Origin of the sequence: Enterobacter sp. RHBSTW-01064 (assembly GCF_014103035.1) — a bacterium.
GTDB lineage: Bacteria > Pseudomonadota > Gammaproteobacteria > Enterobacterales > Enterobacteriaceae > Enterobacter > Enterobacter mori.
Genome location: NZ_JABXOU010000003.1, coordinates 548,772 through 572,811 on the forward strand (window position 1 = coordinate 548,772; position 24,040 = coordinate 572,811).

The window sequence follows — 24,040 nt, forward strand, 5'->3', positions numbered from 1 at the left end:
TAGACACCATCCCTGTCTTCCCCCACATGATGTGGGGGTTTTTTTTGCCCGTCATTCTCTTTTGTTAACCGTTTATTCATCCTTTGACTCCGCAACCATCCGTTATACTAGCGCCATGGCATGACAGGAGTGTTTATGAATCAATCCTATGGACGGCTGGTAAGCCGGGCCGCAATCGCCGCGACGATAATGGCGTCGTGTTTGCTGGTTATCAAAATTTTCGCATGGTGGTACACCGGCTCGGTCAGTATTCTGGCGGCGCTGGTGGACTCTTTAGTGGATATTGCCGCCTCGCTGACCAACCTGCTGGTGGTGCGCTATTCGCTGCAACCGGCGGATGAAGAGCACACATTTGGACACGGAAAAGCAGAATCGCTCGCGGCGCTGGCACAAAGCATGTTTATTTCTGGCTCCGCGCTGTTCCTGTTTTTGACCGGTATTCAGCATCTCATTTCACCCTCACCGATGAACGATCCCGGTGTCGGCGTGATCGTCACGGTCATTGCACTTATTAGCACACTTGTTCTGGTAACGTTCCAGCGCTGGGTCGTGCGTAAAACTCAAAGCCAGGCTGTACGGGCGGATATGCTTCATTATCAGTCTGATGTTATGATGAATGGGGCTATTCTTATTGCGCTCGGTCTGGCCTGGTATGGCTGGCATCGGGCCGATGCATTGTTTGCGTTAGGGATAGGGGTCTATATCTTATATAGCGCCTTACGGATGGGATATGAAGCGGTGCAATCGCTTCTTGACCGTGCGCTGCCTGATGCAGAACGTGATGAAATTTTTGCCATCGTGACCCACTGGCCCGGCGTCAGTGGTGCCCACGATCTTCGTACGCGGCAGTCAGGGCCGACCCGCTTTATACAGATCCACATTGAAATGGAAGACAACCTGCCGTTGGTTCAGGCTCACGTTATAGCTGAGCAGGTCGAGCAGGCGATTTTGCAGCGTTTTCCTGGTTCGGACGTCATTATTCACCAGGATCCCTGCTCGGTTGTACCCGGACATGTTGAGCTTTCGTAATTCGTTGTAAAAAAGTGAGCCAGACCAGCATTTTGTGTATAAATTACCGCCATTTGGTCTGACCTGAATCAATTCAGCTGGAAGCGATTGATATACTATTTGCAGTATTCGTTGGTCGAACAGTTTCTTCCGGCAACAGATTTCAATTTTGCATTCCTAAGTTCAGAGGTAGTCATGATTAAGAAAATCGGTGTGTTGACAAGCGGCGGTGATGCGCCGGGCATGAACGCGGCAATTCGTGGTGTTGTCCGTGCAGCACTGACGGAAGGTCTGGAAGTGTTTGGCGTTTATGACGGTTACCTGGGTCTGTACGAAGACCGCATGGTTCAACTGGACCGCTACAGCGTGTCTGACATGATCAACCGTGGCGGTACCTTCCTCGGTTCTGCACGCTTCCCGGAATTCCGTGATGAACACGTTCGCGAAGTGGCTATCGAAAACATGAAGAAACGTGGCCTGGACGCGCTGGTTGTTATCGGTGGTGACGGCTCTTACATGGGTGCAAAACGTCTGACCGAAATGGGCTTCCCGTGCATCGGTCTGCCTGGCACCATCGACAACGACATCAAAGGCACTGACTACACCATCGGTTACTTCACTGCGCTGGGTACCGTTGTTGAAGCGATTGACCGCCTGCGTGACACCTCTTCTTCTCACCAGCGTATCTCCATCGTTGAAGTGATGGGCCGCTACTGCGGCGACCTGACGCTGGCGGCCGCTATCGCCGGTGGTTGTGAGTTCGTGGTGGTGCCGGAAGTGGAATTCAGCCGTGAAGATCTGGTGAACGAAATCAAAGCCGGTATCGCGAAAGGTAAAAAACACGCCATCGTCGCCATCACCGAGCACATCTGCGACGTTGACGAGCTGGCGAAGTACATCGAAACCGAAACCAAACGCGAAACCCGTGCGACCGTTCTGGGTCATATCCAGCGTGGCGGTTCCCCTGGCCCGTACGACCGTATTCTGGCCTCCCGTATGGGTGCGTATGCTATCGAACTGCTGCTGCAGGGGCATGGCGGTCGTTGCGTCGGTATTCAGAACGAACAGCTGGTACACCATGACATCATCGACGCGATTGAAAACATGAAGCGTCCGTTCAAAGGTGACTGGCTGGACTGCGCGAAAAAACTGTACTGATTGATTGACTCTGTTGCCCGGTGGCGCTGCGCTTACCGGGCCTACAAAAGCACGACTCGTAGGCCGGGTAAGGCGTAGCCGCCACCCGGCTTTTTTATGCGTGCACGCTTTTTTATTCCACTACGTTATAGCCAATCTTTTTTTATTCTTTAATGATCGATTCGCTTTCTGGCACGCTGCATTCATCAAAACACTACACAAGAGAGCTGGGCGATGAATAAATGGGGCGTGGGTTTAACATTATTGCTGGCATCGACCAGCGTTCTGGCAAAGGACATCCAGTTACTGAACGTGTCGTACGACCCGACGCGTGAGCTGTACGATCAATACAACAAAGCCTTCGCGGCGCACTACAAGCAGGAAACCGGCGATAACGTGGTGATTCGCCAGTCTCACGGCGGTTCGGGCAAACAGGCAACGTCTGTGATTAACGGCATTGAAGCCGACGTGGTGACCCTGGCGCTGGCCTACGACGTGGACGCAATCGCGGAACGTGGTCGTATTGATAAAAACTGGATCAAACGTCTGCCGGATAACTCCGCGCCATACACCTCGACCATCGTTTTCCTGGTGCGTAAAGGCAACCCGAAACAGATTAAGGACTGGAACGACCTGATCAAACCGGGCGTTTCCGTGATTACCCCGAACCCGAAAAGCTCCGGCGGCGCGCGCTGGAACTACCTGGCGGCCTGGGGCTACGCCCTGCACCACAACAACGGTGACCAGGCTAAAGCGCAGGAATTTGTGAAAGCGCTGTTTAAAAACGTCGAAGTGCTGGATTCCGGCGCGCGCGGCGCAACCAACACCTTCGTTGAGCGCGGCATCGGCGACGTGCTGATTGCGTGGGAAAACGAAGCCCTGCTGGCGACCAACGAGCTGGGTAAAGACAAGTTCGAGATCGTCACCCCAAGCGAATCTATCCTCGCCGAGCCGACCGTCTCCGTGGTCGACAAAGTCGTTGAGAAGAAAGACACCAAAGCGGTGGCGGAAGCCTACCTGAAGTATCTCTACTCACCGGAAGGTCAGGAAATCGCGGCGAAGAACTTCTATCGCCCGCGTGACCCGGCTGTGGCGAAGAAATACGACAGCGAATTCCCGAAACTGAAGCTCTTCACCATTGACGATGTTTTCGGCGGCTGGACTAAAGCGCAGAAAGAGCATTTCTCTAACGGCGGAACCTTCGACCAGATCAGCAAACGCTAAGCGCTACACAACGAACGACACGGTGACCCGGTGCGAGAAATCCGCCGGGTTTTTTATTTGGTCATCATTTTGCGTTACTCTTTCGCCTCTATCGAAAACGGGGAACGCGTTGTGAAAAAAATTATCGTATTGATCCTGATTGTCATCGCCCTGGCCGCTGGCGGCGCGTACTGGATGAAGGCGGGTAATCTGAACGCGTTGCGGCATATCGTTCTCGACCAGTGCGTGCCGAATCAGATCCAACACCGCAACCCCGCGCCGTGCGCGCAGGTGAAAACGGATGCAGGCTATGCGGTGTTTAAAGACCGCAACGGCCCGCTGCAGTATCTGCTGATGCCCACGTACCGCATCAACGGCACCGAAAGTCCCCTTTTGACTGAGCCTCACACGCCGAACTTTTTCTGGCTGGCGTGGCAGTCCCGCAGCTTTATGACGCTGAAGCGCGGCTCAGAGGTGCCTGACAGCGCCATTTCGCTGACGATCAACTCCCCAACTGGCCGCACGCAAAACCATTTTCATATTCATATCTCCTGCCTGCGCCCGGACGTGCGCGAGAAGCTCAATGCCGCTCAGGGGCAAATTAGCACCCAGTGGCTACCGTTCCCGGGCGGGCTGGAAGGGCATGAATATCTTGCCCGTCGGGTGACGGAGAATGAGCTGGTCCAGCGCAGCCCGTTTATGATGCTGGCAGAAGAGCTGCCGGAAGCGCGCGACCATATGGGGCGCTTTGCGCTGGCGATGGCGCAGCAGTCGGACGGTTCGTTTGTTTTGCTGGCGACCGAGCGTAATCTGCTGATGCTTAACCGCGCGTCGGCGGAGGAACTTCAGGATCATCAATGCGATATCCTGAAGTGACCCCACTATAAATGGCGTTTACTCGTCCTGCCTGTCGCCGTAGACTTGCTGAAAAATTCTACAGGAGACAGGTATGTCGCTCTGGTTAACGCATCCTCTGCTGCTGCCCTCACTGATTGTTGGCGTCACCATCGTGCTGTGGGCGACGTCGCTGCTGCCGGAATTTCTCACCGCGCTGCTGTTTTTCACGGTGGCGATGGTCGCCAAAATTGCCCCGCCGGAAGTGATTTTTGGCGGTTTTGCTTCGTCGGCTTTCTGGCTGGTATTTAGCGGTTTTGTCCTCGGCGTGGCGATCCGTAAAACCGGCCTGGCGGACAGGGCCGCCCGGGCGCTCTCCGCAAAGCTTACCGACTCCTGGCCGCTGATGGTGGCAAGCGTGGTGCTGCTGAGCTATGCGCTGGCGTTTGTGATGCCGTCGAACATGGGACGTATTGCGCTGCTGATGCCGATTGTCGCGGCGATGGCAAAACGCGCCGGTATCGCCGACGGCTCCCGCGCCTGGTTCGGTCTGGCGCTGGCCGTCGGGTTCGGCACATTCCAGCTTTCAGCCACTATCCTGCCTGCTAACGTCCCCAATCTGGTGATGAGCGGTGCGGCGGAGGGCTCGTACGGTATTCACCTGAACTATGTCCCGTATCTGCTGCTGCACACGCCGGTGCTCGGTATCCTCAAAGGCCTGATCCTGATTGGCCTGATCTGCTGGCTATTTCCCGGCAGCCCAAAACCACCGAAGGAACTAGCACCGTCTGAACCCATGGGGCGCGATGAAAAGCGTCTTGCCTGGCTGCTGGCGGTGGTGTTGGGAATGTGGGTGACGGAGAGCTGGCACGGCGTGGGGCCTGCGTGGACAGGACTGGCGGCAGCGGTCATCGTTATGCTGCCGCGCATCGGTTTTATCACCGGAGAGGAGTTTTCTGCGGGGGTGAATATGCGAACCTGTATTTACGTCGCGGGTATTCTCGGTCTGGCAATCGTGGTGACGCAAACCGGCATTGGAACGGCTGTGGGCGAGGCATTGCTTCGCATCATGCCGCTGGATGCAGACAGGCCGTTCACCAGTTTCCTCGCGTTGACCGGGATCACCACGGCGCTCAACTTCATTATGACCGCCAACGGCGTTCCTGCACTCTATACCACGCTGGCGCAAAGCTTCTCGGACGCGACCGGTTTCCCGCTGCTGTCGGTGATCATGATTCAGGTGCTGGGCTACTCCACGCCGCTGCTGCCGTATCAGGCGTCGCCGATTGTGGTGGCGATGGGCTTAGGAAAGGTGCCTGCAAGGGCGGGGATGGTGCTCTGTCTGGCGCTGGCCATTGCAACGTATCTTGTGCTACTGCCGCTGGATTATCTGTGGTTTAGTGTGTTAGGTAAGTTGTAGGGGGTTTGTAGGGCGGGTAAGCGCAAGCGCCACCCGCCACAAAGGCAATTACGCCTGTTTAGCCGCTTCTGCTGCTTTAACGATCACCGCGAAAGCGTCAGCTTTCAGGGATGCACCGCCAACCAGCGCGCCATCGATGTCTGGCTGGGTGAACAGCTCAGCAGCGTTGGCTGCGTTTACGGAACCACCGTATTGGATGATCACTTGCTCAGCCACTTTCGCGTCGGCTTTAGCAATGTGGTCACGGATGAATTTGTGAACCGCCTGAGCCTGCGCAGGGGTTGCAGATTTGCCGGTACCGATCGCCCAGACTGGCTCGTAAGCGATGACCGCGCCTTCGAACGCTGCTGCGCCCTGGGTTTTCAGCACGGCGTCGATCTGGCGTGCGCACACTTCTTCAGTTTTGCCCGCTTCGTTTTCCGCTTCGGTTTCACCGATGCACAGAACCGGGATCAGGCCCTGCTCTTTCAGCACGGCGAATTTCTTCGCGATGAACTCATCGGATTCTTTGTGGTAGGTGCGACGCTCAGAGTGACCGATGATGATGTATTTCGCGCCGATATCTTTCAGCATTTCAGCAGAGGTTTCACCGGTGAATGCGCCAGACAGGTTAACGTCAACGTTCTGCGCACCCAGCACGATGTGGCTGCCGTCAGCGGCGTGTTTAGCCAGGTCCAGATACATATCCGGCGGAGCGATAGCAACCGCGCAGCCCGTTACGCCAGCCAGCTCTTTACGCAGGTTCGCAACCAGCTCGTTTACCATGTGGCGGCTGCCGTTCAGTTTCCAGTTACCCATCACTAAAGGATGTCGCATTTCAATTCTCCACGCTAAATAAGCGAATTAAGGAATATGGCCGCCCTTATGGGCAGCATGGTCTGTGAATCAGTATAGAGATTTTCCCCTGAAAGGCTTTGCTTTTTGTCATTAATTCGCCCCTCCGAGTGAGTCTGATAGCGCCAGCTTAATCGGTTCAACAGCGAAGGTCAGGCCTTTTTCACCGTTATCCGCCACCACATAGCGAATGGCGCCTTCCGTCTCGGCGTAGTAACGCTTGTTTTTACCAGCCGTCAGCAATTTTTGCAGCTTTTGCTGGCTTTGCGTTTTCGTTAGCGCCGGGGTGAAGGCATGCAAAATGGCGCTCATATACTCCAGCGCTTTCGCCCTGGCCGCTTTCTGTTCCGGCCCCTGGATTGGCAGCCAGGTGATCTGCATGCTTTTAATTTTTAGCGTGCCACGTTCCAGCGCTGTCGATGCGTATAAGTTCTCGTTAATTTTGCTCGCTGCACGGGTCAGGGTTGGGGTATCTCGGGCGCTATCAATGGCGCGAAACTCGTCCAGCGGCAGCTTTGGGTTGGCCTGGTTAAAGGCTTCACGAAACTGGCTGATGGATTGGTCGAAGGAGGGCGCGCCCGCCAGGAGATACGGCGCTGTAGTGGGAGCGGTGGTTTCAGCGGCATGCAGAGAGCTGCCTGCGCTCAGCATCGCTAAACACAGGAATAGAGAGTGTGCCGTTAATTTCATCAATATTGCCCCTGGCCGTAAGTGCTCATGATTAAAACGATATCTGGTCGGCTTGTCAAAAGGTCACAACTCCAGGGTAAAATGCGCGCTATACGATAATAAGGAACCTTACATGACCATACAGCAGTGGCTGTTTTCATTCAAAGGGCGTATTGGACGCCGTGATTTCTGGGTTTGGATGGTGACGTGGGTTGTCGCCATGCTGATTCTGTTTTTTGTTGCTTATAACGCGTGGCTGAGCACGCAAACGGCGGCATTTGCGCTGGTCTGCCTGCTGTGGCCAACGGCCGCCGTGGTGGTGAAACGTCTGCACGATCGCGGCCGTTCCGGCGCATGGGCTTTTCTGATTATTCTGGCGTGGATGCTGGTGGCAGGAAACTGGTCAGTGCTGCCGTCTATCCTGCCGTGGGTCGTGGGCAGGATGGTGCCGAGCATTATCTTCGTGATGATGGTTGTCGATCTGGGCGCGTTTATCGGCACCCAGAGCGAAAACAAATACGGTAAAGATACCCTTGAGGTGAAGTACCGCTGATCACCAGTAGTGTTCAGCCGTCATATGGCCCGGTCGGCGACGAAGGTGTTTCGTCATCTGCCGGGTATCCTTCAGAAGCTGCTGCGTGTCACGAACCATCTGCGGGTTACCGCACAGCATCACATGGCTGGTTTCGATATTCATTGGCAAGCCAACCGCCTCCTCCAGCGCACCGCTCTCAATCAACGCCGGAACACGTCCGGTCAGTGAGCCTGACGCCGTTTCACGGCTGACCACGGTTTGAATTTTCAGCTTCCCGCCGTACTGCTGTTCCAGTGCCTGCATTTGCGGCAGGTAGCTCAGGTCTGCGGCGTAGCGCGCGGCGTGAACCAGCACGATGTTTTTGAAACGTTCCAGATCTTTGCCGTACTGCAAAATAGAGAGATAAGGGCCGATGGCGGTGCCGGTTGCCAGCATCCACAGGGTGTCACAGTCTGGAATTTCGTCGAGCACGAAGAAACCGGCCGCGTCTGCCACAATCTGCACATCATCGCCAGGCTTCAGCGCCGCGAGGCGTGGGCTGAGTTTGCCGTCCGGGACGGTGACCAGATAGAACTCGAGGTCCGGGTTATCAGGCGCGTTAACGTAAGAGTAGGCGCGCTGCACGCGTTCGCCGTCGACATCCAGCCCCAGCTTCGCAAATTGCCCGGCTGTGAACGGGTGGACGGGAGCATGCAGGGTGAGACTAAATAGCGCATCGGTCCAGAACTGTACCTTTGTGACTTTACCTGTTACCCAGTCCGCCATGATCTTCTCCTGTGCTGTTTCTCTGTTCTATCTTCCGTACTTAGCGGGGAGATTTCCAGCCCATTTGGGCCGGAAAGCTCAATCGATCAAACGGTTTTACAGAATGTGCGTCTGCACGTCCGGGTCTTTGCGGTCGAGATAGTGGATAGACTGAATGCGGCGAATGGTGCGCGATTTACCGCGGATCAGCAGCGTTTCGGTGGTCGCCATGTTGCCCTTGCGGGTGATGCCGTCCAGCAGATCGCCTTTGGTGATGCCGGTCGCAGAGAAGACAACGTTGTCGCTGCGCGCCATCTCGTCCAGAGCCAGCACTTTATTGGCCTCGATGCCCATCGCTTCGCAGCGTGCCAGCTCGTTTTCCCCGATACGGCGGTTCTCGTCGCTGTCGCCTTTCACCTCATGACGTGGCAGCAGACGCGCCTGCATATCGCCGTCCAGCGCGCGGATTACCGCCGCAGAGACCACGCCTTCCGGCGCGCCGCCGATACCGTACAGCACGTCTACTTCACTGTCCGGCATGCAGGTCAGGATCGAGGCGGCAACATCACCGTCAGGGATAGCAAACACGCGCACGCCGAGCTTTTGCATCTGCGCGATGGTGGCGTCGTGGCGTGGTTTCGCCAGAATCGTCACGGTCAGCTCGCTGAGCGGTTTGCCCAGGGCTTTGGCGATATTGCGCAGGTTCTCTTCCAGCGGCAGGCTGAGGTCGATTGCGCCCTTCGCGCCAGGACCGACAATCAGCTTTTCCATGTACATATCCGGCGCGTTGAGGAAGCAGCCCTTATCGCCCACGGCCAGCACTGCCAGCGCGTTGGCCTGGCCCATCGCCGTCATACGGGTGCCTTCGATTGGGTCGACGGCGATATCCACGGCATCGCCTTTGCCGGTACCGACTTTTTCACCGATATAGAGCATCGGCGCTTCGTCGATCTCGCCTTCGCCGATCACGATGGTGCCGTCGATGTTGACCTGGTTAAGTACAATACGCATGGCGTGGACGGCGGCGCCGTCGGCGGTGTTTTTGTCGCCACGACCCAGCCATTTATAGCCTGCAAGGGCGGCCGCTTCGGTGACGCGGGAAAACTCGATAGCAAGTTCACGTTTCATGAGGTACTCGTGCAATCAAAAGGAATTGCACGAAGTTTATCACAGAGTGGGGTTACGAGTTCCCTCTCCCCTAAGGGGAGAGGGTTAGGGTGAGGGGGATTACTCTTCGTGCTCTTCCCAAGCCAGAGCGCGTTTCACCGCTTTTTTCCAGCCGCTGTAGCGGAAGTTACGCTCGGTGGTTTCGATGCCCGGGCGGAATTCGCGTTCGATAACCGCTTTTTCCTGCAGCTCGTCCAGGTTCTGCCAGAAGCCTACCGCCAGACCGGCAAGGTACGCCGCACCCAGCGCCGTCACTTCGCGCACTTCAGGGCGCTCAACGCGGGTGCCCAGAATATCGGACTGGAACTGCATCAGGAAGTTATTCGCTACCGCACCGCCGTCCACGCGCAGGGCGTGCAGACGAATGCCGGAGTCAGCCTGCATCGCTTCCAGCACGTCGCGCGTCTGGTAGGCGATGGATTCCAGGGTGGCGCGAATAATGTGGTTAGAGTTCACACCGCGCGTCAGACCGAAAATCGCGCCGCGTGCATACGGATCCCAGTACGGTGCGCCCAGACCGGTGAACGCAGGCACCACGTACACGCCGTTGGTGTCTTTCACTTTGGTCGCGAAGTACTCGGAGTCGAACGCATCGCTGATCAGCTTCATTTCGTCACGCAGCCACTGAATGGATGCACCGGCCATGAACACCGCGCCTTCCAGCGCATAGTTCACTTCGCCGCGCGGGCCGCAGGCGATGGTGGTCAGCAGGCCGTTTTCTGATTTCACCGCTTTCTCGCCGGTGTTCATCAGCATAAAGCAGCCGGTGCCGTAGGTGTTCTTCGCCATCCCTTCCTTGACGCACAGCTGGCCGAACAGGGCCGCCTGCTGGTCACCGGCGATACCGGCGATAGGAATACGCGTGCCGCCTTTACCGCCGATGTTGGTCTGGCCGTACACTTCTGAAGACTTACGCACTTCAGGCAGCATCGCGCGCGGGATGTCCAGCGCGTCCAGCATCTTGTCATCCCACTCCAGGGTGTTGATGTTGAACAGCATGGTACGCGAGGCGTTGGTATAGTCGGTGACGTGAACGCGTCCCTGGGTCATTTTCCAGATAAGCCAGGTATCGACGGTACCGAACAGCAGCTCGCCGCGTTTAGCACGCTCGCGTGAGCCTTCCACGTGGTCGAGGATCCATTTCACTTTGGTGCCGGAGAAATACGGGTCAATCACCAGGCCTGTTGCGCTACGGATGTAATCTTCCATGCCCTCGCGCTTCAGTTTTTCGCAAATTTCTGCGGTACGACGGCACTGCCAGACAATGGCGTTGTAAATTGGCTTACCGGTTTCGCGCTCCCAGACCACGGTGGTTTCACGCTGGTTGGTGATACCGATGGCGGCAATTTCGTCGGAGCTGATGTCGGCTTTTGCCAGCACTTCGACCAGCGTGGAGCTTTGTGACGCCCAAATCTCCATTGGGTCATGCTCTACCCAGCCTGGACGAGGATAAATTTGCTCGAATTCGCGCTGTGACACGCTGACGATGTTCGCGTCATGATCCATTACGACAGCGCGGGAGCTGGTAGTGCCCTGGTCGAGCGCAACAATATATTTTTTTTCGGTCATGTTAGGTGTCCCGTAGTCAGATTACAGCGAAGCTTTTTGTTGTGCGGTAGACGTTGTTTCTTTCTCTTCTTCCACACAGGTGTCGCACGGTAAGTGGCGACCAATTAATTTGCGATAGCCGAATGCACCCAGCGCCGCCCCTACGATTGGCCCGAACAGCGGAACCAGGAAGTAAGGAATGTCTTTACCGCCGGTGAAGGCGACGTCGCCCCATCCAGCGAAGAAGGCGAAGGTTTTTGGCCCCAGGTCACGCGCCGGGTTCATCGCGAAGCCGGTCAGTGGACCCATTGATGCGCCGATAACCGCAATCAGCAGGCCAATCAGCAGCGGGGCCAGCGGGCCGCGCGGAATGCCGTTGCCGTCATCGCCCAGCGCCATAATGACGCCCATCAGAATAGCGGTAATTACCATTTCAACTGCGAACGCCTGCACAAAATTGATATGCGGGTTCGGATAGGTTGAGAAGATGCCAGCCAGATCCAGACTTTCGACACTGCCGCGCACCATATGATGCGTCTGTTCGAAGTCGATGAAAAGATTGTAATAAAGCCCGTAAACTAACGCCGCTGCGCAAAAGGCGCCGGCAAACTGAGAAATGATGAAAGGAACAACTTTGCGTCCATCGAAGCACGCGAACAGCCACAGCGCGATGGTCACCGCCGGGTTAAGATGTGCACCGGAAACCCCTGCAGTCAGGTAGATGGCCATCGCCACGCCCAGACCCCAGATGATACTGATTTCCCACTGACCAAAACTGGCACCCGCCACTTTCAGTGCAGCGACACAGCCCACTCCGAAGAATATCAACAACCCGGTACCAAGGAACTCGGCAATGCACTGGCCTTTTAAGGTTGATGTCTGACTCATAATCGGAATCCTGAAGAGATGAATGTTTATTGTTAGCATGGCCGCCCGTGACAGCCACGATGTCCTGTAGACATAGTGTTAATTTATCGTTAACGAGCAAAAACGAGAAATATCGAAATCAAAATGTGTGGTCTGCGTCAATAAAATGAGCGTTTTCGCGCCATAAAGCACATTTTTGCATCAGCCTCAGAATGTGAGCTGAATCATTTCATTAACGAATGAGTTAACAATTTAGGGGTATATGACGCGAACGCACCAGGACCAGACCTAAAAGTGTTGCAAACCGCGATCTGCGCGGTGTGTCGCTGGACACAGAGCGCCGCGCTCCATACAATCGACGGTATATGTCGTGCGCGTTTACGTTAAAGCGTCGCCTTGCAATTCAGGAGAGGTAGCATCATGTCTTTAGAAGTGTTTGAGAAACTGGAATCGAAAGTACAGCAGGCGATTGACACCATCACCCTGCTGCAGATGGAAATTGAAGAGCTGAAAGAGAAGAACAACAGCCTGGCGCAGGAAGTTCAGAACGCTCAGCACGGCCGCGAGGAACTGGAGCGCGAAAACAACCAGCTGCGCGAACAGCAGAACGGCTGGCAGGATCGCCTGCAGGCGCTGCTGGGACGTATGGAAGAGGTTTAATTCCCATTGGGATGAACTCAGTAGGCCGGGTAAGGCGAAGCCGCCACCCGGCTTTTTTTATATTTATCGCTAACACAATTAGGATTTTATAAAGGTTTTGAGGGGTTGCCCAAGGTGTAGACGAGAGTATGATGAAATTCCTTGGTGTTAGTCTGTAAGACTTCCCAACGGACCGCGAATCCCGAGGGACAAAAAAACCGCCACATTGCTGTTGGCGGTTTTTTTATGGTTCACGCTGACTGTTCTACTACTCGATATCCAGTGGATCTTCGGACAGGATAATACCGGTGTTATCAGCGTAGAGATGGTCCCCGGAGAAGAAGGTCACGCCGCCGAAATTGACTCGCACGTCGCTTTCGCCGATGCCGTCGCCCGCTGCGCCTACCGGTATGGCCGCGATGGCCTGAATCCCGATATCCAGGTCTTCGAGATCGTCCACCTGACGCACGGAACCGTACACCACAATGCCTTCCCACTCGTTCTGAACGGCAATTCCCGCCAGTTCAGCATCAATCAATGCACGGCGCACGGAACCGCCGCCGTCGACCACCAGAACGCGGCCACGACCATTCTGTTCGAGCAGATCGTACAGCAACCCGTTATCCTCGAAACATTTCACCGTGATGATTTGCCCGCCAAACGACGACCGCCCACCAAAGTTGGAGAACAGCGGTTCAACGACGTTGACATCTTCCTGGTAGATGTCACAAAGCTCGGAGGTATCGTATTTCATAGGTTTAACGCTCAGTTGCTGCGAATGTGTTCAGTATATCGTGCGAAATGCGTTGTTGGCAAAATCATCAATTGTTAATTGATATTTGTCAGCTAACTGAGCGTCTGGCTTAACACAATCCCGATGACGAACAACAGGTTAGTCAACAGCGCGCCTTTTACCGTACGTTCCAGCATTGGCGGCATGGCTGCCGGGCTGAGCTCACGCATCACAAAGCGGGCCTGCTTAACCAGCAACGGCGCGGCAAGCACAAACAGCCAGCCCCACAAGCTCTGCAAGGAAATCAGGTTAAACAGCGCCAGGCAAACCAGCGCGCCAATAAGCAGACAGGCATGATAGCGGCGCGCATTCACCGGCCCCAGACGCACGGCCAGGGTGTTTTTGCCGTTCTCGCGATCGCTGTCGATATCGCGTAGGTTGTTGATGTTGAGCACCGCCGTCGCCAGCAGGCCGCAGGCTGTAGCGGGCAGGAACAGGGCAGGGATGACCGTATGCGCCTGCAGATACCAGCTCCCCATCACGCTCAGCCAGCCGAAGAACACCAGCACGGAGATATCACCCAGCCCAATATAACCGTAAGGGCGCGTGCCAACGGTGTAGGTAATGGCTGCGATAATCGCGAGCAGACCCAGCACCAGGAAGCCGATGAAATCGCTGGTGGTCTTAGACGCGACCGTCACCAGCGCCAGGCCAGATACGCAAATCAGCACCACCGTGATAATCAGCGCGCGTTTCATCTGTGCCTGGGTAATGACCCCTTTCTGCATCCCGCGCAGCGGCCCGATGCGATCGGGCTTGTCGCTGCCTTTCACCGCATCGCCATAGTCGTTGGCGAGATTGGAGAGAATTTGCAGCAGGCCGGCGGTAATCAATGCCAGCGCGGCGACCAGCGGATCAAAATAACCTTGCCACCAGGCAAGCGCAGTACCGACGATAATCGCGGCAAAGGCCAGAGGAAGCGTTTTAGGGCGCAAACTTTCGAGCCACGCCTGAGTACGGCTGATGTCAGTCATAAGTATTTAGCCAATAAAAATGGGGGCATTAGCCCCCATTAAACGTGATGAGAATGCAGTAACCGCGATTATAGGATAAAACGGCTCAGATCTTCATCTGCCACTAACGCATCCAGATGTTTACTCACATATTCTGCGTCAATGGTGATGGTTTGACCGTTAAGGTCGCTCGCATCATAAGAGATATCTTCCACCAGGCGTTCCAGTACGGTGTGCAGACGACGCGCACCGATGTTCTCGGTGGTTTCGTTCACCTGCCATGCGGCCTGGGCGATACGTTTGATACCGTCTTCGGTGAACTCGAGGTTCACACCTTCGGTGGCCATCAGCGCTTTGTACTGCACGGTGGCAGAGGCGTTTGGCTCGGTCAGGATACGTTCGAAATCTTCGGTAGTCAGCGCCTGCAGCTCAACGCGGATGGGCAGACGGCCCTGCAGTTCCGGGATCAGATCCGACGGGCTGGCAACCTGGAACGCACCGGAAGCGATAAACAGGATGTGGTCCGTTTTCACCATGCCGTGCTTCGTGGAGACGGTGCAGCCTTCAACCAGCGGCAGCAGGTCGCGCTGAACGCCTTCGCGGGACACATCCGAGCCGGAGCTGTTGCCGCCGCGCTTACAAATTTTGTCGATTTCGTCGATAAACACGATGCCGTGCTGCTCAACCGCGTCGATAGCGTCCTGCTTCAGCTCTTCCGGGTTCACCAGCTTCGCCGCTTCTTCTTCAATCAGCAGCTTCATCGCGTCTTTGATTTTCAGCTTACGTGCTTTCTGCTTCTGGCCGCCCAGGTTCTGGAACATGGACTGCAGCTGGCTGGTCATCTCTTCCATGCCCGGAGGCGCCATGATTTCCACACCCATCGGCGCGGCAGCGAGATCGATCTCAATCTCTTTGTCGTCCAACTGGCCTTCACGCAGTTTCTTGCGGAATGCCTGGCGCGCTGCGGACGGTTCCGCCTGCTGCTCTGCCTGGCCCCAGTTGTTTTTAGCCGGTGGGATCAGCACGTCGAGAATGCGCTCTTCGGCCATCTCTTCCGCGCGGTAGCGGTTTTTCTCGATAGCCTGGACGCGCACCATCTTGATCGCCGAGTCGGTCAGATCGCGGATGATGGAGTCGACTTCTTTACCCACGTAGCCCACTTCGGTGAACTTAGTGGCTTCCACTTTGATGAACGGCGCGTTAGCGAGTTTCGCCAGGCGACGAGCGATTTCGGTTTTACCAACGCCGGTCGGCCCGATCATCAGAATGTTTTTCGGGGTCACTTCGTGGCGCAGCTCTTCGTCAAGCTGCATACGACGCCAGCGGTTACGCAGGGCGATAGCCACGGAACGCTTGGCGTTATCCTGGCCGATAATGTGTTTGTTCAGTTCGCTGACAATTTCGCGTGGGGTCATTTCAGACATGGGAGATCCTTACGCTTTGGAGGTCAATTCTTCGATGGTGTGGTTGTGGTTGGTATAAATGCAGATATCACCTGCAATATCCAACGCTTTCACCGCGATATCGCGCGCGTTCATGTCGGTGTTTTCCAACAGGGCGCGGGCTGCAGCCTGGGCGTACGGGCCGCCGGAGCCGATGGCAATCAGGTCATTTTCCGGCTGAATCACGTCACCGTTACCGGTGATGATTAACGAGGCGGTTTCATCGGCCACGGCCAGCAGCGCTTCGAGCTTGCGCAGCATGCGGTCGGTACGCCAGTCTTTCGCCAGTTCAACGGCGGCTTTCACCAGATGACCCTGGTGCATTTCCAGTTTGCGTTCAAACAGTTCAAACAGCGTGAAGGCATCCGCCGTGCCGCCTGCAAAACCGGCGATCACTTTGTCGTTGTAGAGACGACGCACTTTCTTCACGTTGCCTTTCATGACGGTATTACCCAGCGTGGCCTGGCCATCACCGGCGATTACCACATGGCCGTTACGGCGTACACTTACTATTGTTGTCACGAGCAGACCCCCTGGTTACAGATTCGGGAAACAGAAGCCCTGAGCCAGTGCTCAGGGCTGAATTAAATGATAGATGGGGGGGATTTTGGGGGTTTCAACCCCCGGAGGCGAGTCGAATGCAGTTTGTGTGACCGGCTACTTTCAAACGAGAGATAGTGCCATCGGCATTTTCTTTGCCTTTGACCGGGCCAATCACCACGCGGTTCCAGCCGTTGTTGGTGGTAATGCGTGAGTCAAATCCTTCGAACGCGAGCTGAGCACGCACGGTTTCGGCCTGCTCGGCGCCTTTAAACGAGCCGCACTGCACCATCCAGCGGCGTTCGTCTTTTTTCTCAGCCGTTTGCTTCGGCGCTTCGGTCTCTTTGGTCACCGGCGCGGCCTGCTGCGTTTTCGGCTGCTGCGCCGTGGTATGCGCTGGCGTCTGGAGCAGATCCTGATACGGCTGCGCCGCCTGCTTTTGCGGCTGCGCTTTTGGCTGTTGCTGAACAGGCTGCGATTGTACCGTACGCGTCTGCTGCTGTGGCTGCTGGTATGGCTGGGCCTTCGGCTGTTGTACCGGCTGGGTTTGCGTCCACTGCTGCTGTTGTTGCTGCTGAATTTGTGCCTGGCGCTGACGCTGCATCTGCAACGTTTGCTGACGCTGCGCAGGCGTTTGTTCGTTCCACGGCACTTCATTCAGCTGCGTAGGCTGCTGGCGCATATCGGCCTGCATCTGTGCCAGCAGCTGGCGCTGTTCGTTCGTCAGCTGATCGGCATTTTTCACTTCGCCACCTGCAGACGGTTCGGTAGGCGCACGCACGCCAGGCTGGCGGCTTTCCAGCTCTTTAATATAGCGCCAGCGCTCCTCAGGCTTCGGAGGAAGGCCATTACCGGCCACTTTGTTGCCCTGAAGCGCTTCAGATTCTTCTTTTTTATGGTGCGTAATGAAGTACAGGCCGCCAATAAAGGCCACCAGTACAGCCGCAGCAATAGCGACCATTGCTGGCGAGACGGCAGGCAGGTTCCGCTGCTTGCTTTTTGAACTACTCTTTTTGCGTCGCGAAGGTGCCGGCTGGCCGCGACGTACATAATCTCGTTGTGCCACTATCGTTTCGCTGTATTTATTCGTTCGTCAGCCCGCCATGTTACTTAAGCGGCGGGGCTTTGACCAGATAAGGGTGTCCGAAAGGCATTTACTTTAAGTCAATGCCTGGGTAGAGCCGCGAACAATCAGCTCGCAGTCGAGTAACCGCGAGCCGCTGCTAACCGTTTGACCCTGCAGCTGATCCAGCAAAAGCAGCATCGCTTCGCGGCCAATCTGATAGCGCGGTTGTGAAACGGTAGAGAGAGGTGGATCGCAAAACTCTGAAAGCGAAATATTATCGAAGCCGATAATCGACAGGTCTTTTGGCACGCGTAACCCACGACGTTTGGCGTGTGACAGCGCGCCCAGCGCCATCACGTCGCTGTGGCAGAACACCGCCGTTGGCGGCTGCGGCAGCGCCAGCAGTTTCTCCAGCGCTTGTCCGCCCGCTTCAAAGGTAAAATCACCGCGCGCAATATAGTGCGGATCAACGATGGCTCCGGTACGGCGCAGCGCCTGAACATAGCCCTGCAGGCGGTAGTGGCAAAGCGGCATCTCTTCCGGCCCGGCAATACAGCCAATACGCTTATGCCCCAGCTCCTGAAGATAGTTCACCGCATTGAACGAGGCCGTCAGGTTATCAATATGCACCGTCGGCAGTTCCAGCTCTGGCGCGAACTCGTTGGCCATTACCATCGGCGGTAAATTGCGTTGTTCTTCAATGCTGGCATCAAACGGCAGGCGGGAGCCAAGCAGCAACATGCCATCAATCTGCTTGGTGATAATGAGATCGATAAAGGTTTTTTCCTGCTGATTCTGGTGGGCACAGTCGCCAATCAGCACCAGATAGCCTTGTTCAGCCGCCGTCACTTCGATACCGCGAATGATCTCGCTAAAGAAGGGGTCGCAGATGTCCGGCACAATCACCAGAATAGTCCGCGATTCGTTGCGCTTTACGTTGCGCCCCATCGCCTGCGGGAAATAGCCCACTTCCAGCGCCGCCTGTTCAACCTTGTTACGGGTCGCCTGGGAGACTTTATCCGGGTTCATTAATGCGCGGGACACGGTTGCCGTAGAGACTTGTGCTTTCTCGGCAACGTCTTTCATGGTCGCCGTAGTGACCTCTTTCCTGGACTTCAACGTCTTCTCCTCGCCTGAACACCGAACTGCGGACATCACCATTTTTACAGATAGTTAATGGAATCGGTTACAGAATTTTCATAAAAAGTGTGAGGCGCGTTAAATTTTTCGATCCGTCTTCAGCCTTCGATGGGATCGACGTCCAGAACCCACTTCACTTTGCGCGCTTCCGGCAGGGTGTTGATCAGCGCCAGCGTGCCGCTGACGATATGCTGCAGGCGGATACGTGACGGGTGCTGAAGTAAGATTTGCCAGCGGAAACGTCCGCCGCGTTTCGGGGCCAGCGCTGGAACCGGACCCAAAATCCACAGCTGACTATCCACCAGCGGGCTGGCCTGCAGGAGGTTTCTCAGCTGTTGCAGGAAAAGCGGTGCCTGCTGGTTGTTATGGTCTTCCGCGCGGATGATGACGTGGCTGGTCCACGGCGGCAGCTGCATGGTCTGGCGTTCGGCCAGCGCCTGTTCGGCAAAGGCGTCATAGCCTTTATGCAGCAACGTTTGCAGCAGCGGGTGCTCAGGGTGGTGCGTTTGCAGCACCACTTCGCCTTGTTTTCCTGCGCGTCCGGCACGCCCCGCCACCTGGGTATAAAGCTGGGCGAAGCGCTCGGCGGAGCGGAAATCTGCCGAGAACAGCGCGCCGTCAACGTCCAGCAGGGCGACCAGCGTGACGTCCGGGAAGTGATGCCCTTTTGCCAGCATCTGGGTGCCAATCAATATGCGTGCCCCACCGCGATGTACTTCCGCCAACTGTTGTTCCAGCGCGCCTTTGCGGCTGGTGGTGTCCCGATCGATACGCGAAATCGGCACGTCCGGGAAGAAGGGGCCAAGGGCCTGTTCCAGCTGCTCCGTGCCCAGACCGACCGGCACAATATGCGTTGAGCCACACGACGGACACTGGCGCGGCACCGGGCGCTGGCTGTCGCAGTGGTGGCAGCGTAAATGACGCTGGGCCTGATGGAAGGTGTAGTAGTGGTCGCAGCGCGGGCACTCGGCAATCCAGCCGCAGTCGTGGCACAGCAGGGCGGGCGCGAAGCCGCGTCGGTTAAGGAACAGGATCACCTGGTTGCCCGCCTGCAAGTGCTGTCGCATTCGGGTAATCAATGCAGGCGCGAGCCCGGCCTGAACCTGCTGACCTTTCAGATCCAGCACGTGCTGAATCGCCGGACGGGCATTACCCGCGCGACGCGTCAGGCGCAGCATATGGTATTTACGCTGGCGCACGTTGTGCAGTGTTTCGAGCGCAGGCGTGGCGGAGCCAAGAATAATGGGAATTTGCTCGCTGTGCGCGCGGTATACCGCTAAGTCACGGGCGTGATAGCGCCAGCCTTCCTGCTGTTTATAGGAGCTGTCGTGCTCTTCATCTATTACGATAACGCCGAGATTTTTAAACGGTGTAAACAGCGACGAGCGGGTGCCGATCACAATCGCCGCTTCGCCGTTTTTGGCTTTCAGCCAGGCGCTGAGGCGCTCGCTGTCGTTAAGCCCTGAGTGCAGCACCTCAACCGGCGCGTTAAAGCGCTCGCGAAAGCGGGCGATGGTCTGCGGCGTCAGGCCGATTTCCGGCACCATCACCAGCGCCTGTTTGCCCTGTGCGAGCACGTTTTCCAGCACGCTCAAATAAACTTCGGTCTTGCCGGACCCCGTCACGCCCGCCAGTAGCCAGGCAGAGAAATGGTCCGAGGCGCTGTGAATCGCCCCCACGGCGGTAGCCTGCTCGGTGTTCAGACGCAGGCGATCGCCAGAGACGGAAAAGCCGTCGCGCCAGTCGTGAAGGGCGGGCGCTTCGCTTGCCAGTTCGCTCAGCCCTTTCTTTCTTAATGCCTGGAGCGCGGTTTCGCTGACCTCAAGCTCGTCGACCTGATGCCGCCAGATTTTTCCCTGACGCAGTGCCGCCAGCGCCTGCTGCTGTTTCTGCGAACGCTTCAGGCTGTTGATGTCCACGGCCTGACCCTGCTCGGTAGCAAACCAGTACCACATCGGCGCATGGCTGGCGCTTTTGCCCTGGCGCAGCATGATGGGCAGCGCGTGGAACAGGACATCGCCAATCGGATGGTGATAGTAATCCGCCGCCCACAGCAGCAGTCGCCAGGTGCTGGTGGAGTAAACCGGCTCGCTGTCCAGTACCTCAACAACCGATTTAAGTTCATTAAGCGGCAGCTCGCTTTTTTCACTCACGGAAACCACGATCCCCACGCGCTGCTGTTTGCCAAACGGCACGGTCACGCGACAGCCCGCTTTGGCGCTCATGCTGTCGGGCAGCAGGTAGTCAAAGGTGCGGGGAAGCGGAACGGGCAGGGCAACGTGAGCGACGGGCATCGAATCTTCCTGACTTGAAAAGTGGCGCGTTAGTATACACATTAGTGAAAGCGGCGTGCGGATCAGTTTGCATACGCTGGTCAAATTCTGTATGATTCGCCGCCTTTGGTGTATATTACGCCAAAGAAATTACATTCAACATCGCGTGGTGTCTGGCGTTAGGGCTGGAAGAGCGACGCGGCCTTAACTGAGGTTCTCCCATGAAAAAAGATATTCACCCGAAATACGAAATGATTACTGCAAACTGCTCTTGCGGTAACTCTATCCAGATCCGCTCCACCGTGGGTCACGATCTGAACCTGGACGTGTGCGGCAAATGCCACCCGTTCTACACTGGTAAGCAGCGTGATGTTGCAACCGGTGGCCGTGTTGACCGCTTCAACAAGCGTTTCAGCATCCCGGGCGCTAAATAAGCATCCAGAAGAAACCGCCTCCGGGCGGTTTTTTTGTGCCTGTAATTTCCCTCCTGAATAAATCCTTGTATTATATTTAACGCTTAAATAATTAATAACGCGCAGCCGTTTTTAATATATTTGTCTGGTGTATTCTTTAACGGATAGTGAACTGTATCTTCGTTTTCTTGAATTCTTTGCCACTGTTTTTCTTTGTGTGTCAAAAAATAAAAGGTTTCTCTCATTTCGTAAAATTACACTTCGCTCGTCATACATTCTTATTTGTCATTTTAACTGCGATGGCTTTCAGAGCGTGTTTACTTCGAGGGAAAGATTTTGAAAATTAAACATCTGTTATTCGTACTGCCATTATTGTCCTGTGCGGCACAGGCGGGATATGTTGATTATCGTCACGAGTATTATGACGATGGGCGTAACTACGACCGCGTGTACATGTCGCATCGCTTTGGCACCGGCTTCGGCGTGGCCGTGGAGGCGGTATCACGCTCCGATAATAAGCAGTCTAACGACGCGCTTAATAATATGGAAAGTAACAGCAACGAATATACGGCAAGCTATCAATTTACCTGGCAGGGTTTTATCTCGCAGCCGGGCGTCGCCGTTGAAATGGGCGATGATATGGCTATTTATAAGCCGTATTTGCGGGTGCAGTATAATATTGATGACAGCTGGTGGACAGCGTTCCGCTATCGTACCGAATACACTCGCCGCAATGCGGACGGAAAAGATGACCGTATGGTTTATCGCCCAGAAATGTGGCTGGGTTATAATATCGATAACTGGATGTTCGAACTGAACGGGATTTATAAGTTCGCCGATAACGAAGATCTGTATAACAACAAAAAAGAAGATTACGAATATAACTTCCGCGTGGCGTATAACATCGACTCGTGGATCCCGTTTGTGGAAGTGGGCAACGTCTCTTCCGGCTATAACACCGCCACCAGCGACGACCGCCAGACGCGTCTGCGCGTGGGATTAGGCTACAACTTCTAAAAAACCATCCCGCTGAGTCACCTCAGCGGGATCGTACCGCAGTTAGTATTCCCACGTATCCGGGTCAATGCCCAGTTCACGCATGATGATTTTCGCCTCTTCCGGGATCTCATCACTGCGCTCTTTGCGCAAATCGTCATCGTTCGGCAACGGTTGGCCGGTAAACGCATGCAGGAACGCTTCGCACAGCAGTTCGCTGTTGGTCGCGTGGCGCAGGTTGTTCACCTGACGACGCGTGCGTTCATCGGTGAGGATCTTCAACACCTTCAGAGGAATGGAAACCGTAATTTTCTTTACTTGCTCACTCTTCTTACCGTGCTCAGCGTATGGGCTGATATATTCGCCGCTCCATTCAGCCATGAGATACCTTTAATCCTCTCAGTCATTAATCTAAAGGTGCAGAACCGATAACCGCCGGTTTTGAACCGTAATCTTGCCTAGTTTACCGTAGAGACGATACCGTGGCACGGATATTGCCGCTGCAGCGTGCACTAAAGCATATAATTTTAACGGCTATTTGCGCATTGCTCAATCTATACGCAAAGAAGTTTAGATGTCCAGATGTATTGACGTCCATACTTTCAATGTTTACTCTGGTGCCTGACTTTTCACCTATTAAGCCAGGAAGCCCTCACCATGACGCGTAAACAGGCCACCATCGCAGTGCGTAGCGGATTGAATGATGACGAGCAGTACGGCTGCGTTGTCCCGCCGATTCATCTTTCCAGTACCTATAATTTCACCGGATTTAATGAACCCCGCGCGCATGACTATTCCCGTCGTGGCAACCCTACGCGTGACGTGACCCAGCGTGCCCTGGCAGAGCTGGAAGGGGGGGCGGGTGCGGTATTAACCAATACGGGTATGTCCGCAATCCACCTGGTGACGACGGTGTTCCTGAAGCCTGGCGACCTGCTGGTTGCTCCGCACGACTGCTACGGCGGCAGCTATCGCCTGTTTGATAGCCTGGCAAAACGCGGCTGCTATCGCGTGCTGTTTGTCGATCAAAACGACGAACAGGCGCTGAAACAGGCGCTGGCAGAGCAGCCGAAGCTGGTTCTGGTGGAAAGTCCAAGCAATCCATTGTTGCGCGTTGTCGATATTGCGAAAATTTGTCAGCTCGCAAGGGATGCGGGAGCGATAAGTGTAGTGGATAATACGTTCCTCAGTCCGGCCCTTCAGAACCCGTTAGCACTGGGTGCCGATCTGGTGTTGCATTCATGCACTAAATATCTGAACGGTCATTCTGATGTGGTGGCAGGCGTGGTGATTGCAAAAGATCCCGACGTTGTCACCGAACTGGCATGGTGGGCCAATAACATTGGCGTCACCGCGAGCGCCTTCGACAGCTACCTGCTGTTACGCGGCATTCGCACCCTGTCGCCACGCATGGAAGTGGCGCAGCGCAATGCCCTGGCGATCGTCGATTTCCTGAAAACCCAGCCGCTGGTGAAGAAACTCTATCACCCGTCGCTGCCGGAAAATCAGGGGCACGAGATTGCCGCGCGCCAGCAGAAAGGATTTGGCGCGATGTTGAGTTTTGAACTGGACGGTGACGAGCAAACGCTGCGTCGCTTCCTGAGCGGGCTGTCATTGTTTACGCTGGCGGAATCATTAGGTGGGGTTGAAAGCTTAATCTCCCACGCCGCGACCATGACGCACGCAGGTATGGCACCGGAAGCACGTGCCGCCGCCGGGATCTCTGAGACGCTGCTGCGTATCTCAACCGGCATTGAAGATTTTGAAGATTTAATTGCCGATCTGGAAAATGGCTTCCAGGTCGCAGCCAAGGGGTAAT

At 55.6% G+C, this 24,040-nt stretch carries 24 protein-coding genes; 10 read left to right on the plus strand and 14 right to left on the minus strand.

What is annotated here, in order from left to right:
• The first annotated feature begins 135 nt into the window (after positions 1 to 135).
• The 5 genes from fieF (at position 136) to HV355_RS12830 (ending at position 5,602) form a co-directional block, all read left to right on the plus strand.
• Positions 136 to 1,029, plus strand: coding sequence for a CDF family cation-efflux transporter FieF (fieF, locus tag HV355_RS12810; protein ID WP_010436917.1), 894 nt, complete (start codon positions 136 to 138; stop codon positions 1,027 to 1,029).
• Positions 1,030 to 1,203: 174 nt separating this feature from the next.
• Complete coding sequence (gene pfkA / locus HV355_RS12815; protein ID WP_010436919.1) at positions 1,204 to 2,166, plus strand: 6-phosphofructokinase; 963 nt, start codon at positions 1,204 to 1,206, stop codon at positions 2,164 to 2,166.
• Between the two features lie 213 nt (positions 2,167 to 2,379).
• Positions 2,380 to 3,369 carry a sulfate ABC transporter substrate-binding protein gene (locus HV355_RS12820; RefSeq protein WP_042718182.1) on the plus strand — a complete coding sequence of 330 codons (990 nt, stop codon included), beginning with the start codon at positions 2,380 to 2,382 and terminating at the stop codon, positions 3,367 to 3,369.
• A gap of 111 nt (positions 3,370 to 3,480) precedes the next feature.
• On the plus strand, positions 3,481 to 4,224 hold the full coding sequence (locus tag HV355_RS12825) for a CDP-diacylglycerol diphosphatase (protein ID WP_182402124.1): 744 nt from the start codon (positions 3,481 to 3,483) through the stop codon (positions 4,222 to 4,224).
• Between the two features lie 73 nt (positions 4,225 to 4,297).
• On the plus strand, positions 4,298 to 5,602 hold the full coding sequence (locus HV355_RS12830; RefSeq protein ID WP_182402126.1) for an SLC13 family permease: 1,305 nt from the start codon (positions 4,298 to 4,300) through the stop codon (positions 5,600 to 5,602).
• Positions 5,603 to 5,650: 48 nt separating this feature from the next.
• Here HV355_RS12830 and tpiA read toward each other — a convergent pair whose 3' ends face one another.
• A complete protein-coding gene (tpiA, locus tag HV355_RS12835; protein ID WP_010436926.1) occupies positions 5,651 to 6,418 on the minus strand; it encodes a triose-phosphate isomerase in 768 nt (255 codons plus the stop codon).
• A 111-nt stretch (positions 6,419 to 6,529) separates the two neighbouring features.
• Complete coding sequence (locus HV355_RS12840) at positions 6,530 to 7,126, minus strand: DUF1454 family protein (protein ID WP_126816750.1); 597 nt, start codon at positions 7,124 to 7,126, stop codon at positions 6,530 to 6,532.
• Positions 7,127 to 7,238: 112 nt separating this feature from the next.
• Between HV355_RS12840 and HV355_RS12845 the strand changes: the two genes are divergently transcribed.
• Positions 7,239 to 7,658 carry a DUF805 domain-containing protein gene (locus tag HV355_RS12845; protein WP_126816751.1) on the plus strand — a complete coding sequence of 140 codons (420 nt, stop codon included), beginning with the start codon at positions 7,239 to 7,241 and terminating at the stop codon, positions 7,656 to 7,658.
• On the opposite strand, the gene fpr is transcribed toward HV355_RS12845, so the two are convergent.
• From fpr to HV355_RS12865, 4 genes are all read right to left on the minus strand, one after another.
• Entirely contained in the window at positions 7,659 to 8,405 is a 747-nt protein-coding gene (gene fpr, locus HV355_RS12850; RefSeq protein ID WP_120159755.1) for a ferredoxin--NADP(+) reductase, read from the minus strand. It abuts the gene before it with no gap.
• 96 nt (positions 8,406 to 8,501) lie between these two features.
• A complete protein-coding gene (gene glpX / locus HV355_RS12855) occupies positions 8,502 to 9,512 on the minus strand; it encodes a class II fructose-bisphosphatase (protein ID WP_108417942.1) in 1,011 nt (336 codons plus the stop codon).
• 99 nt (positions 9,513 to 9,611) lie between these two features.
• A complete protein-coding gene (glpK, locus tag HV355_RS12860; protein WP_063144383.1) occupies positions 9,612 to 11,120 on the minus strand; it encodes a glycerol kinase GlpK in 1,509 nt (502 codons plus the stop codon).
• 21 nt (positions 11,121 to 11,141) lie between these two features.
• Positions 11,142 to 11,987, minus strand: coding sequence for an MIP/aquaporin family protein (locus HV355_RS12865; RefSeq protein WP_010436934.1), 846 nt, complete (start codon positions 11,985 to 11,987; stop codon positions 11,142 to 11,144).
• A 399-nt stretch (positions 11,988 to 12,386) separates the two neighbouring features.
• Between HV355_RS12865 and zapB the strand changes: the two genes are divergently transcribed.
• Complete coding sequence (zapB, locus tag HV355_RS12870; protein WP_010436935.1) at positions 12,387 to 12,626, plus strand: septal ring assembly protein ZapB; 240 nt, start codon at positions 12,387 to 12,389, stop codon at positions 12,624 to 12,626.
• 247 nt (positions 12,627 to 12,873) lie between these two features.
• On the opposite strand, the gene rraA is transcribed toward zapB, so the two are convergent.
• From rraA to priA, 7 genes are all read right to left on the minus strand, one after another.
• Entirely contained in the window at positions 12,874 to 13,359 is a 486-nt protein-coding gene (rraA, locus tag HV355_RS12875; RefSeq protein ID WP_010436943.1) for a ribonuclease E activity regulator RraA, read from the minus strand.
• 92 nt (positions 13,360 to 13,451) lie between these two features.
• Positions 13,452 to 14,372, minus strand: coding sequence for a 1,4-dihydroxy-2-naphthoate polyprenyltransferase (menA, locus tag HV355_RS12880; protein WP_023333855.1), 921 nt, complete (start codon positions 14,370 to 14,372; stop codon positions 13,452 to 13,454).
• Between the two features lie 68 nt (positions 14,373 to 14,440).
• Positions 14,441 to 15,775, minus strand: coding sequence for an HslU--HslV peptidase ATPase subunit (gene hslU / locus HV355_RS12885; RefSeq protein WP_182402128.1), 1,335 nt, complete (start codon positions 15,773 to 15,775; stop codon positions 14,441 to 14,443).
• Between the two features lie 9 nt (positions 15,776 to 15,784).
• On the minus strand, positions 15,785 to 16,315 hold the full coding sequence (gene hslV / locus HV355_RS12890; RefSeq protein ID WP_008501802.1) for an ATP-dependent protease subunit HslV: 531 nt from the start codon (positions 16,313 to 16,315) through the stop codon (positions 15,785 to 15,787).
• Between the two features lie 94 nt (positions 16,316 to 16,409).
• On the minus strand, positions 16,410 to 17,399 hold the full coding sequence (gene ftsN / locus HV355_RS12895; RefSeq protein ID WP_089599285.1) for a cell division protein FtsN: 990 nt from the start codon (positions 17,397 to 17,399) through the stop codon (positions 16,410 to 16,412).
• A gap of 93 nt (positions 17,400 to 17,492) precedes the next feature.
• A complete protein-coding gene (cytR, locus tag HV355_RS12900; RefSeq protein WP_108417940.1) occupies positions 17,493 to 18,518 on the minus strand; it encodes a DNA-binding transcriptional regulator CytR in 1,026 nt (341 codons plus the stop codon).
• Positions 18,519 to 18,637: 119 nt separating this feature from the next.
• Positions 18,638 to 20,833, minus strand: coding sequence for a primosomal protein N' (gene priA / locus HV355_RS12905; RefSeq protein WP_108417939.1), 2,196 nt, complete (start codon positions 20,831 to 20,833; stop codon positions 18,638 to 18,640).
• A 200-nt stretch (positions 20,834 to 21,033) separates the two neighbouring features.
• Between priA and rpmE the strand changes: the two genes are divergently transcribed.
• Both rpmE and HV355_RS12915 read left to right on the plus strand, forming a co-directional pair.
• Positions 21,034 to 21,246: a 50S ribosomal protein L31 gene (rpmE, locus tag HV355_RS12910; protein WP_003862040.1), complete on the plus strand. Its 213-nt coding sequence runs from the start codon at positions 21,034 to 21,036 to the stop codon at positions 21,244 to 21,246.
• Between the two features lie 315 nt (positions 21,247 to 21,561).
• Positions 21,562 to 22,242 (plus strand): oligogalacturonate-specific porin KdgM family protein, encoded by a 681-nt coding sequence (locus tag HV355_RS12915; RefSeq protein ID WP_182402130.1) that lies wholly within the window; start codon positions 21,562 to 21,564, stop codon positions 22,240 to 22,242.
• Between the two features lie 42 nt (positions 22,243 to 22,284).
• Here the strand turns inward: HV355_RS12915 and metJ are convergent, their stop codons facing one another.
• Complete coding sequence (metJ, locus tag HV355_RS12920; protein ID WP_010436961.1) at positions 22,285 to 22,602, minus strand: met regulon transcriptional regulator MetJ; 318 nt, start codon at positions 22,600 to 22,602, stop codon at positions 22,285 to 22,287.
• 276 nt (positions 22,603 to 22,878) lie between these two features.
• Here metJ and metB point away from each other — a divergent pair, with 276 nt between their 5' ends.
• On the plus strand, positions 22,879 to 24,039 hold the full coding sequence (gene metB, locus HV355_RS12925) for a cystathionine gamma-synthase (protein ID WP_182402132.1): 1,161 nt from the start codon (positions 22,879 to 22,881) through the stop codon (positions 24,037 to 24,039).
• Position 24,040 lies beyond the last annotated feature (1 nt).